This is a genomic window from Scytonema hofmannii PCC 7110 (assembly GCF_000346485.2).
In the GTDB taxonomy this organism is placed as follows: domain Bacteria; phylum Cyanobacteriota; class Cyanobacteriia; order Cyanobacteriales; family Nostocaceae; genus Scytonema; species Scytonema hofmannii.
This window is the reverse complement of record NZ_KQ976354.1, coordinates 10507878-10520756: the sequence shown is the minus strand read 5'-3', so window position 1 is coordinate 10520756 and position 12879 is coordinate 10507878. Positions and strand designations below refer to the sequence as shown.

General features: G+C 44.9%; 8 protein-coding genes. 1 reads left to right on the top strand and 7 read right to left on the bottom strand.

Translation table 11 applies throughout. The annotated features are described in order from the left end of the window. Positions 1-14: 14 nt before the first annotated feature. The 6 genes from WA1_RS44330 to WA1_RS44305 all read right to left on the bottom strand — a co-directional run bounded on the left by WA1_RS44330 (position 15) and on the right by WA1_RS44305 (position 6949). Complete coding sequence (locus tag WA1_RS44330) at positions 15-848, bottom strand: hypothetical protein (protein ID WP_017744766.1); 834 nt, start codon at positions 846-848, stop codon at positions 15-17. Positions 849-1134: 286 nt separating this feature from the next. Next, complete coding sequence (locus tag WA1_RS44325) at positions 1135-2184, bottom strand: hypothetical protein (protein ID WP_017744765.1); 1050 nt, start codon at positions 2182-2184, stop codon at positions 1135-1137. A 34-nt stretch (positions 2185-2218) separates the two neighbouring features. Then, positions 2219-3109 carry a hypothetical protein gene (locus tag WA1_RS44320; RefSeq protein WP_017744764.1) on the bottom strand — a complete coding sequence of 297 codons (891 nt, stop codon included), beginning with the start codon at positions 3107-3109 and terminating at the stop codon, positions 2219-2221. Positions 3110-3303: 194 nt separating this feature from the next. After that, positions 3304-6051, bottom strand: a complete 2748-nt coding sequence (locus WA1_RS44315; protein ID WP_017744763.1) for a hypothetical protein — start codon at positions 6049-6051, stop codon at positions 3304-3306. Further along, entirely contained in the window at positions 5999-6376 is a 378-nt protein-coding gene (locus tag WA1_RS44310) for a hypothetical protein (protein WP_017744762.1), read from the bottom strand. The genes WA1_RS44315 and WA1_RS44310 overlap by 53 nt, the downstream gene beginning before the upstream one ends. 15 nt (positions 6377-6391) lie before the next feature. Next, positions 6392-6949, bottom strand: coding sequence for a hypothetical protein (locus tag WA1_RS44305; RefSeq protein WP_017744761.1), 558 nt, complete (start codon positions 6947-6949; stop codon positions 6392-6394). 1073 nt (positions 6950-8022) lie between these two features. On the opposite strand from WA1_RS44305, the gene WA1_RS44295 reads away from it, so the two are divergent. Next, on the top strand, positions 8023-9105 hold the full coding sequence (locus WA1_RS44295) for a transaldolase family protein (protein WP_017744760.1): 1083 nt from the start codon (positions 8023-8025) through the stop codon (positions 9103-9105). An 18-nt stretch (positions 9106-9123) separates the two neighbouring features. On the opposite strand, the gene WA1_RS44290 is transcribed toward WA1_RS44295, so the two are convergent. Continuing rightward, positions 9124-12762: a WD40 domain-containing protein gene (locus WA1_RS44290; RefSeq protein WP_017744759.1), complete on the bottom strand. Its 3639-nt coding sequence runs from the start codon at positions 12760-12762 to the stop codon at positions 9124-9126. Positions 12763-12879 lie beyond the last annotated feature (117 nt).

Here is a 12879-nt window from a genome sequence, read left to right as displayed (position 1 = left end):
TAAAAACTTTGCTTTTATCTAATAAAACTTTCGGGCTTTCCTATATTTTCTTGGCAAGAATTATTTCCTGTCGAACCTCCATATCCATCAAGCAAACACAAATTACGTATTTCGGATATCTCCATCTTTTCAGCACGGATTGCGTAAACTGCTTTTTGCAAGTCTGTCATCAGATCGGCTTGGGGATGTGCAAAAGTATTAACTGCTCTCACAATCACATCTTTATTAAAAGGAACTATGACTTTTTTATCTTCTTGAAACCGCTTTTTTTGGACAAGATCCGCAACTATCCCAACTCGCCACAACCCAGGCTCTATTTTTTCAGGACGGGAAACCTGTTTGATAATTAACTGCCCTGACATGGCTTGGCTGGGGTTGTTAGAGAAGACTTCTAGTGGGGTTAGGTCTGCAATTTGTCTTAAAAAATCTTGCCGTAAATCTTCTGATAAGGCAAAACTGCCAATCCAACTGCTTGTGGTAATTTTTTTGTTGTAACCTTGTGGCGCTTTAATAGATATTCCTGCATCTGGTATGGGTTTTGTCGCTTGTTCTACGGTTTGTACTGGTAGCGATCCAGACCAGTTAAACATTGATGCCATTGTATTACTGACGAATTGGCGAATTGCTTGTGGTTCTCGTTCTAAATCTTCAGCTTCAGTAATAGCAACTGGTTTACCATCAATGAGTTGTACAAAGGTAGGCGATTTTTCCAAACTGAGTTTGCGAATAGTCAATCCTTGAACGACAAGTAGAAATACAACAACTAGATGCAAACCGAAGGTGAGGAAGGCAAAGGCTGCCAAAACGCTCCCAGTTCGTTTTTGTCTTTTTTCCAGTAAACTTACCATTGATTCATCCCCTTTGCCAACCTCCTTATCAAGCCCTTTTTTGGTAGCTTCTTCTGTTAACTTTGTCTGCTCGCCTGCAATCCATACTACTCGGAGTTAGTCTTTATTATAGGTATACAATCCAACATAGCGCCATACCGACTTGATACAAGATTGTGGGAAGTGATGTCAGTTGTGCGATCGCATGGCAGCGCCGCCGTACCCGGCTTATCGCGAAGCGCAAGCTGAAAGAGCGCTTATCGCCCTTGGCGCAAGCCGATCATAGTGCTTATCGCTATCCCCTCACCTAAAGCCTATCTCTCACTAGCGAAGCTGTATTGCCGATCGCGTTGAATACTGTCAATCCCCCAAGACCAGCCAAAACTAAAGATAAAATTGGTGCTAAAATTCCCAAAAAAATGATAAACCACATTAAGTCCGGGTCTGCACTCGCATCTTCTGCGGGTCCGTTAATAATCACCGCAGCCGTTATCACAGCAATAATACTGAATGAAATTTTAGCAATTCCGGCAGATAAAAATCCTGTAAGCCAAGCAAAAATTGGTTTGCCAGATATAGGTAGCAATGACCCACCTACCGCTAGTGGTCCCAATACTGCTAACAGAAGCATCGTAGACTCTATCAGATTCTGGAAAGCAAATTGTAAGGAAATTAAAAAACTTTTGATACTCGTTTGTACTGTCGAACCCACGAAAGAGTTCAATACAAGTTCCGATTCATTCCCTGGATTATCTAGAACTAAATTCACCTTGGTTTCTAGTCTATTGATCCAAGTTTTATCACCATATAAATTCCTATACTCTACCCAGAGGTAATCAATTTTTTTCCTAGCTTCTGTAAAGCATTGAGTTTGCTGTACACCATTCAGTGTCTGACAAGGACGCAAGTAAGAGCCAGCAATTTCTTCAGCAATACTCAAATTTAGTGCTTGCTGGTAAGTTTGATTGCTGTCACCTGCTTGCACGACTTGCTGATTCACATTATTGATAAAATTCCGCAACCCTAATGTCAGATTCGACAGTATGGTTCCATTTCCAGGATTAGCTAACAGTATGACTACAATAAATGGCCAAATCAACCCTGAGAGGGGACGAGAATATTCGTTATCTAAGACATCTCTCAGCCATTGCATCATGAAAAATAGCAAAGTTCCTACTGCAAAAAAAATACCTAAATTTGTTAGCGAACCATACAAATTATTATTGGTATTATTTTGTAATAAATCCACCCATTGATTGTTCCAACTCTCAGCAAGACTTTGTGTAGTTGTTGCGCCTCCGTTGAGGATATCATTAACAATAATTTGTGCGAAAAAGTTCAAGCTATCGATCCCCATTTTTGGTCACTGGTCACTGGTCACTGGTCACTGGTCACTGGTCACTGTTAACTGGTCGCTGGTCACTGTTAATTCTAACTCCTAGCAAATCTGCTTGAGAAGTTGCTTTCAAAAGTTGCGCCGCCTCTGCAGATGCATCGACTCTTCTAGCACGATTTGCCTCTTCCATCTGCTGGGAAATATTTGCTAGATTCAAGTTTGAGTATTGTTGAAACTGGTTTCCTTGTATTGTCAGCCCAAGCGTTTCCCCTAGTATTTTAGATTGCTCGCGCTGAATTATGAGGTTTTGTAACTGCATATTTGCTTGAGTTACATTTGCACAAGCCTGATTGGTAGGAAGATTAGAACCAGTACCAGTACCAGTACCACCAGTTACAGCTTGACAAGCAGAGGAGACAATTTGATCCAGTATGCTTTTGCTTTCCTCAGCACTTTCTACAGCTTTTTCAATGCTTTCAACAGAGTTCTCTACATTTTCTAACTTCGCTTTTGATCGTTCTTGTCCGCGTTCACCTAAAACACTTTCCACTACACCGCGAGTCATTTGGCGGGTGATTTCATTGGCGGCTATTGTGACTTGTACCTCTGGATTGTTTTCAAAAGTACCTGAGGAATTGTCAAACACTCGCTCGCGAAAGCGGTTTCCTGCTGCAATCGGGTTGGGGATCTTGCCTTCCTGTATATAATAGGATGCGGAATAATCGATCGCATCTTTAATTTCGGATTCTACAACTCTTGAGGGGCTGGGAAGATTATCATAGTTATTGCCGGGATAAGTTTCATTTCCCAGGTAAGATTGTAAATCTCTCGCGTACTCTTGAAAATCCACCCAAACCTTCCCTAATGAGGGTTTAGTAAATTGTGCCATGGCTGGTAACATTCCTAGTAATGCCAAAGAAGAAGCCAAAAGGATAGTTTTTTTCATAAATTTGTACCTAGAAAAAGAAATTTAATCTGAAAAGTTTTGGCCTCATAGAATGAGCTACTACACAAACGAAGTCCGCCTGCGCGGACTCATGAAAAATAAAGAGTTTCAAACCCACGCAGGTGGGTTTTGCCTGTATAGCCGCGAATTCTATTCGCCCGGTTGGTAAAAAATAAGATTTCTCAGACATCCCCTTACGATCCCCGCAGTGAAGCTACTAACTGACGTGCAAAAACAGAAATTGCTTCATACTTATCACTGTAGCGCTGCATAGTTTCTGTCCGTGCAGATTGTTCGTTAGGGTTGTTAGCAACAACTGCTAATTGTTCAAATCCAGGATAATAACGACAGAAAGTATAAATCCCGTTGTCATCCAACAACCATTGGCTGTAAACGCCTTCTTTGCGGGGGAAAAAGCTTTCTGAGGCATTGCGAACAATAATTTCTCGTGGATATTTTAAAATATTCGTGAAACTATCGACTGCTACTGGTTGGATGCGACCAATTAATCGCGTTGACAGGTTTTGCAAAATTTTAGATGCGGCTTTGGATTTGGCAATGGTATCTGGGTCTTGTGCTGATAATATAACCCTAATACCAGCTTTAGCACCGTTGGCACAGATTCTTCCCACTAAGCTAGCAATTTGCTCGAACTCAAAGAGAATTGGAGCTTCGTCGATAAAGAATATTGAAGATGGGCTGCTTAAGGCGCGTCGCAATGCTGCTGAATATGCACTTAAGGAAAGTATTGCTGCATCTTCATTATCGGAGAGGTTTCTCAGAGCAAAAACCAAAAGGGGCGCATCGGTGGGGAAGCTAGAGGGTGCGGAAATAGCTTGTCCTACTCGGCTTGAAAGCCAAAACCGCAAGCGCAAATGAATTTGATTGAGCGCATCCTCAACTCTACCTCCTATGGACTCTAGTTGCAGGTGTTCTGGAGAGCAAAATATGAGAAAATCTTGTAGGGTGGGGGTTTTTTGCCAAGCTTGAGTGCCAAATCCCTCTTCTATCGCCTCTCGATAGCGCTGTTTGATACCTTCATCAGCAAAGAAAGCTCCTAAAGCCAAGTTGAGAATGGATCTGACTGTTTGTGTCAGGAGTTGATTTTCAGATGATGACCCTAAAATCATTGTCATGAGCGCTGATTCTAGGAATCCCACATAATCAAGCATACGATCGCGCTGTTCATCTCGTGAGAGCGATCGCAAATCTGGCTGTTCAAACAAGTTATTTGATTGTTTGGAAATATCAAAATACGCCCCGTTCTTCCCCATAAATTCCGTGTAATCGGTGAAGGTAGAAGTCCCATCGGGTTTGGGGTAATCCAACGCTACTACGGGAATGTTATGTGCCAAAGCTTGAGTTAAAATACCTGATACCAACACCGATTTACCAGCACGAGTTGTCGCAAACAGCGCTAAATTTTTATGCTGGTTAAACAAATCTAAATGAACGGGTGTTCCTCCTTCTTCTGCTATCAACTCAAAGCCTCGTTTGTCGCCTACTTTGGTTAGAGTTAAAGGCATTAACCCTTGCACTTCACTCGTTAAATAAAGCTGGCGACGGTTGAAAGGTTTTGCTAGCAACCCCTCCCAAACTATCGGTAGTGTTTGCAGCCAAATTTTCCAAGCGTACTCTGTTTCTCTAACAACCTGCGCCGGACGTTGAAAACAGCTTTCTATATACTTTGTCGCCTCATCTAACTTCTCAAGAGTTGGGCGATGCACCAGAAAGGCAACAGATGTATAAATTGGCACAGCCCCTTCATACAATTCCTCTTGGGCTGCTACCGATTTCCTCAGCTTTAATTGAGCATTGACATCGATAGTTTTGCTTTTCTCTTGCGCCGTCAATGCCGTTATATTCGACTGCTTCAGAACCCTTTGTAAAGTCGTTTTTACAAAAGCGGGGTTAGCTGCACTCAACTGACAAAAAATCTCTGTATCAACAATTGTTTCTCTTGCTAGCAGTTCCCACAAATAGCGCAGTTGAGCAGATTTGTTCTGCCAACCACCGGGTTTTTCCAGAAATGACATCACGCCGACGTAGTTATTGTTAACATGAACCCAACGGCGATCGGCACATGGTACACTAGACTCCATCAGCAATGTTGTACTGTGGAGATTCTCTATGAGCAATTTGGTACTCGTTAAGTCCGAATAAACTTGTTCGTGTAGTCCCTGTTCATCTAAAATTAGCAATTGAGGGATATCTACTGGCGGAGTGTCATTAAATCGCTTCCAGATTTCCTGCCAAAGTTCAACAGCAGACAAAGGCTTAACACTCAATCCCATTTGGTTAGAGAGAAGCTGTTCCCAACGACGAAACCCTTCTTTGTAAGCATTCGCGATCGTGGCTTCAGTCTGCTCGTTTCTGACATCTACGAAATCACCTTTGAATTTTAACCACCACTGTTCGCCTCTTGCCAAAAGTTTCTCTATCCAATCATTCGTTGCTGTAGCGCTTGGTTCAATAGTATACGTCACATACAACCGGAGAAACTTTGGTTTGCGAATACCAGCACGAGCCAGTTCTTTAATACGAGCTCGTTCCGCCATCAGCAAATATTTTATATCTGGTGATGGGGTGCGTTTTATGAGGGCTGTCAGTTCTTGTTGTCGCTGTTTATCGGAACTAAAAGACCCCATGTGAATGGTAATTCTTTCTTCCCCAGGGATATCTTTTAACCCGACCTCAATATTATTGCAAATTGTCTCGATTTGATCGGTTGTTAGGGTAGTATGGATACCTTGGCATTCAAAGCCAAAAACAAAGCAAAATCTATCTTTTTGAGTACCTTTTGTCAAAATATAAGCACCAATATCTCTACCATCCAGCGCAACACGCAGCATTGTGGCTAAATGGAGGGCATCTTCAAAAGGTGTGAGTCTACTTTCTCGACCCGCGATGCCTACGCTTTGTTTTCCTATTTTTTCTTTCATAATGAGATTCTAGAAAACTTTTATAACGAGCAGTGCCTCTAGTCCAGGTCGGAACACCTATAAACTTGCTCAAAAATCGCCAACTTCTACCCCCTGTTAAGATCCACCAAGTTGCCATACCCCACCCAGCAATTAAGATTGTCCACAACCATTTTTGCCATTCATCTCGGAATGCACCTCCAAAAAATCCATTCACAATCATGTAGGAGAGAAGGGCAATTATCGTCCAAGGAAAGATTTGATCGGCAGGAATTGGTCCCAAGGAAGGCTGGCTTCCCAGGATTTGGTTGACAGGTCGAAATTCTTTGTCTCGGTCATCAGCCATAGCACATTCCCACGCTCACCCAATGATAAAGGATGTCAACACATCCGCAACGGTAACAGCAATAACTACCAATAGGGGTGTTCTGGCTACAACTTGCCAATCTTCATCTTTACGAACGGCGTTAACAACGCCAATCAGGGCAATAGCAATGTAAAGTAGGTAAAGCGCTCGTATAACATTAAACACCAAACTAACGGCATTTGTGGTGCCGCTTCCTTGTGGAGAACCTTGAGTTAAATTATTTTTGAAAAAGTTTTCCGCTTTGCCGAAAAATTGAGCGACGGCTGGAACGCTGAAGTAGTCTATCCAAAAGAAGCTAAGAATTGCAGCGACTGCCAGAGTTTGTAAAAGAATAAGCCAATGTTTAGGTATATGTGTCTGCTGCCCTATCTGTTGAATGACTGCTGTTGCTAAACCAATTAAAAGCAAGCAAAGCAGTAAAACAGGGCTTTTGCAACCAATAACCGTCAAGAAAACAGCACAGGCAAGCAAAAATGGCACAGACGCAAAAAAGTGAGAGCACCAACGTTTCACCCGATACAATGATTCTTTTTGAAAATTTTTTACAGACATGGACGAATTTTCCCAACCTTTCTATTAATAACGACTTATACGCTGCCTCGCCTTTTTGGTAGTCTAGCCTTCAAGTCAAGGCAGACCTCTCATCCTGCCAACTAGCATGGCCTTTTTGCTTGTATGCTATTATACATCTTAACGATAAGACAAGAAAACTGGTAAACAACATAACATACCAAGGAAGAATTTTTTTCTGAATGGATAGCCTTGTCTATTCTAAAGCAACTATCCGATAATTAAGATGGAGGATAGAACTATGTGGAGGAGTACGTGAACTGGAGTAATCCAGAGTAAATCGGAGCAATTCGACTTACTGACTCCACCATGACTCAGCACAGAATACGGATTCTGTGTTACCCGCAAGGGTTTCAGTCCGCTTAAGAGCCAAGACTTAATGAGGAAAGCTGTGCCTCAAGCGTCGGAGAAGGAACATGGCTACGTCACGATAGTGCAACACCGTAATTCATTAACAAGCTCTTAAGCCGTGTCGAGGCAAACAATACCCCTTTTGGGAGCGCTCAAATCGAGCAAATGGTGTAGTTTGGGGGGTGGTTAAGTCCAATTAACCCCAAATTACTCCAAATAATTCCGAAATAATGAAACCTAGTAGCACGACATAGAATCAAAAAAAAATCGTTATAGACTAATTTCAGATTCTATCAAATATTATTCTTTAGTTAGTTTAAAAGAAGAAGACGTAGTTATTAATAACTATATTACCTTCTCTTAACCTGAGAAATATGACCAAACTAAGGATGAATCATAAAAAATGAAAAAAATTATCTTTCATTTTTTATAGCAATTTTCACTCTTATTAGACCATATGGAGTGAGGTGGGTGTCCTCGCCCGCCCTCTATGATGTTCGGGCGGGGACGCCCGTACCACAAGAGCAAGTGTAGTTCATTTATAGCAATCCAAATGCTCGGATGCCATTTCTGTTGTCTCCGCACCTTAAGAAGTAAACCATGGAACTTGGCACTTAACTGGCGGATCTTGAGTGGTGAAATTTGAAGAAGTTTCATAGACTGGTTCATTAGATGTTTAACCTTTGATCGGGAGGTCATCAGTGATGAATCTGTTGCCATCACTCCGTCGATATGGACAGTCGGTTTGGCTCACTGGGTTTGAGCGAGGCTGGATTAGCCGTGGTGAGTTGCAGCAGTACATTGAGTCAGACGGTTTAAGGGGCGTTCGCTCAAACTTTCAAAGCTTGCAAGTGGCAATTGAGGGACACGAGTATAATCGCGACTTCACTATACTGGCGCAGCAAGGGATGAGTCGGAATGCTCGCTCGGACTATAACTATTTGATTGTGCGAGATCTACAATTGGCGGCTGATTTCTTCAAACAAGTCCATTCTCAAACTCAGGGATGCAATGGCTATGTTCAAATTGATCTTCCGCCTGATGCACTGCTTCAACCGGAAACAGCGATCGCAGCAGCGCAAGACATCTGGCAGTCAGTTGGATGGAGTAATTTGTTGTTGAGAATCCCAGCGACTCAATTGCTGCTACCAGTGATTGAACATCTAATTGGCAATCGTATCAATGTAAATGCAACGTTAGTGTTTTCTCCAAGCATATATGAGCAAGTATTCGATAGTTATCTTAGAGGGCTGGAGAGCCTGATTCAGCAAGGAAAGCTGGTGAGTGACGTTGTTTGTTTTACAACTGTTCCCATTGGTCGTTTGGATAGAGCGATCAATCCACTTATTACCGATACAGAAACATCTTTCAGTGTGATGCAAGCCAAACTTCTGTACCAGCATTATCGAAATCTCTGTCAACGTGTTGGCGAAGCCTTTCCCCTGGAAATACGCTGGCAATCGCTCTCAGAAGGGGTAAAACCACTGCGTCTGGTATGGGATTGCACAGATATTCCGCCTGAATCCGCGTGGCGCTATATTCAAACTCTAGTGGCTCCTGAAACCGTGATGATGCTGGATACCTTAACGCTCTTAAGGTATCGTGAGATCTCTTTGCTGCCTGCTTTATTAACAGATGATGAACAAGTTGAACAACTTGTGACAAGCGGATTGTCAGAGATTTCTTTGGATGAACGAGTTGACCAACTCGTGAACGAGGAAATGGCGCGATCGCTCAACGCCTTTCAACAGTTGCTAGACACGATCGAGCAGAAGAGAAGGCGCTGAATCTGGATTTGTATCGCTTCAATGGTCAATTGCCCCTAATGCTTTCAGGGTAGTTCTTTGAGCTACTGTCAACCCGGTTGCGCCTTGAATCTTCATGCCTTCATACAGGCGATTGATCGTTAGCGTGCTGATACAACGTCCTGTCTTTACATCCCATAGTTTTATCGCGCGATCGTCACTGCCACTGAATAAGATTTGACCATTGAAGCTAAAGATAACCGATCTGACCCAACTAGTGTGTTCACCCAATATGTGGAGGCAATGCCCCGTTTGCAGATCCCACAAACGAATGGTTTGGTCATCACCGCCACTTGCTAAGATTCGACCATCTGGACTGATGGCAAGCGTCCACACGGCTCCCGTATGCCCCGACAATGTTCTCAGATACGTGCCAGTTTGCACATCCCACAAACGAATGGTTTGGTCAATACCGCCGCTTACCAGTCGTTGACCACTGGGATCGAATGTCACTGTGAAAACGGCTCCCGCGTGCCCCCGCAATACCCGAAAACATTCTCCAGTTTGCACCTCCCAAAACCGAATGGTGCTATCAAAACTGCCACTCGCCAACCATTGACCGCTCTTATCAAAGGCGATCGCTCGGACGCTGTTCTCATGACCTTGTAACACCTGCAAACAGTTATGAGTCCGCACATCCCACAGCCGCACAGTGCGATCAGAATTACTGGTTGCCAAAGTTTGTCCATTTGGACTAAACAAAACTGTCGAGATGGACGCGCTATGCGCTGACCACTGGTCGAGATGCCCAGTTTGTATATTCCACAGGGCAATCGACCCATCAGGGCGATTGACTGCCAGCGTTTCACCAACGCCTGACGGCAAGCTAGCGCTAACAGGGCTAAAGCTGACATGACTTAATGATGAAGTCCAACGGATCTGGCTAGGCAAGGTTTGGTAGGGGTGAAGCGATGACAGATTGCCATCTAACTGTAAATGCCACACCTGGATCGTTCCATTCCGACCACTACTAGCAAGCATTTGACCATCTGGACTGAGACTCAAGGAGTGAATGCCACTGGTATGTCCGCGCAATGTTTTGAGGCTTTGTCCACTCTGCAAATGCCACAATCGAACCGTATTATCTTGACCGGCACTCACCAACAGTTGACTGTCGGCATTAATAGCAAGCGCGAAAACATCGTGCGTGTGATCGTCGAGCACATGGATAGATTGCCCGTCTTGAACACTCCACACGCGCAGAGTGCCATCGCGACTGGCACTAGCTAACAAACGACCATCGGGGCTAAAAGCAATGTCCCAAACCCAATTGGTATGTCCCTGTAGCACCTTAAAACTGGGCTTTGACTGTTGATTATTGGAGAGATAACCGCTCCACAGTCGAATCGACCCATCGCGACAGCCAGTGGCTAGCTGTTGACCGTCTGGGCTGTATCGCACACAACGAACCCCGCTGGTATGCCCCTGTAAGACACTCAAGCAGTTCCCATTGCTCACATCCCAGATCCGAATGGTTGTGTCATTACTGCTACTGGTTAAGGTTTGCTGGTCAGGAGCAAAGTGGACGGCGTAAACACTCTGGGTGTGTCCCTTTAAGACACGGAGACACTGCCCTTGCAAATTCCACAAACGCACCGTTTTGTCTTCACAGCCGCTCGCTAATTGCTGACCGTCAGGACTAAAACTCACTGTCCAAACACAACCTGTATGCTCTGTAAGCACCTGTAAGCATCGCCCACTTTCGACATCCCACAACCGGATCGAACTATCACTACTGCCGGTGGCTAACGTTCTGCCATCCGGGCTAAAGGCAACCGACCAAACCCAACCAATGTGATCTTCAAAGGTGGCTAAGAGTTGGGCTGTGGTGACATTCCAGAGATAGATGCTGCCGCTCGAATCGCCCACCGCGATCGTCTGGCCGTCTGGACTAAAATCGATTGACATGGCAAGACCGAGGGTTTCGGAAAAGATAGATTTGGCGAACGTGGCATTCTGAAAGTTGACTCCTGCTAAATCGACCTGTCGCAGGTCGGCTTGCTGCACTACGAGATCGGAAAAGTCAGATCCACGCAAATCCACTTGAAACTGCACCAGCAGGTTAATCAAATTGCCTGCGGTGTATCCTGGTTTCTTCCCCTGTTGCGTTAATAGGTGCCTTGCTTGCGCCTCAATCGCTGCCACACTGCCAAAGCGAGACAGAAGCCGCTCCATCACAGGTTGCATAATTAGGCGCGTCTGAATCTCTCGAATGTAATCTTTTGCTTGTACTCGCAGTAAGGGATGCGTTTGCCAAACGTTAAGCTGCAGCGTCTCAAATTCAATGCAAAGAAGCTGCACGAATCGCTCTGTGACATATTGCATCACCACAGGTTGCAAGAAGAATAACCCATCGGTCTTTTCAATTAGCGATCGCCTCAGTAGTGAGTTGATCGAGTTAGGTACACTTTGTTGAGCAGCAGGATCGACCACGTTCTCTCGAATATCTGCTATCGAGACTGGCTCCCGATGAATTGCAAACCAGGATAGTGTCTTCTGTTCAGCTTCACAGAGGCGATCGAACTGACGAGCCAGCAAATCGCGAATGTCTTCAAAAACAGCCAATCCCTGACTGAGATAGGGCAACACCTCGGTAATGCTGCCGTTAAACAAATCTTGAATTGCGGCTGCCACCAGTTTCAACGCCAGCGGATTGCCGCCGTAGTGATGGATCAAAGTTTGCCATTCGGCTTCTGAACCTGTAAACGCTCCTTTTTGCCGAAAGATAGCGCGTCCATCAGCAGGTGTTAGCCCACTCAATGTCAGCGATCGCACCAGTGTTTGTGCGCCTTCCATCAGTGCTATTTCGCGTGGCTTTTCTCGACTAGTGACCAACAAACAACTTTGGTGAGACGTTTCACCAATGGCTCTGAGCAACTGTCCGTAACCTTCGTAACCCGAGATCCATTGTCCCACTGGCTCGCGCTGCAAAATGGTTTCAGCATTATCCAGAATTAATAGACACCGACGCGACCGCAGATATTGGATGGTTTTGGAAATTTGTTGATCGAGCGTGGTGGGAATGATAGGATCTTCCCCATAAAGCGGCATGAGAAACTTCAGCAGGCTCGACAGGAGTTCATCCAGTGGTGGTGCATTAGCCAGGGAGCGCCACACGACAATCTCAAAGTCCATCTGCATTTGAAGCGCCGCCTTGACCGCGATCGTACTTTTGCCAATGCCCCCAATGCCCAATACTCCAACCAGACGACAGCGCTCGGACACAGCCCACTGCCACAGTTGCGTCAGTTCTGCCTCACGCCCATAAAACACTGAGGCATCGACCGCCGTGTCCCAGTCCTGTTGGGGATTTGTCCATCGGCTCAGAGTCTCTTCAGATACGGCTGGGGATGTCAGGTCTGTTTTTGTCAATTCCAGCCCAAACGCCCGGAAGAGGTACTCCAATGACTGACGATCGACCCCCAGGTCGCGCTTGAAAATGCGAGCGAGGGTATTTAGGGAGAGTCCGGTGCGATCGCTCAAATCTTCCTGGGTGAACCGCTTACCCCAGGTTTCGTCGGATTCCGCCTGCTGTTTTGCCGTCTGAAACTTTTGCCACCCTTGAGGCGATAGGATGACTCCGCGCACTCGCCCCGTTAGGGAGCGACCTCGTTTAGATTTTGATGGGTTGGAATCCATAGAGCAGCCGATGGTACAAAGGAACTTGCGAATCTTTTCTTCAATAATGATTCCATCTTGGTTAAAGTGTACCAGGTTTTATTGCTTGTGGCTCACTTAGGGTGGCGTTCCTCAAGC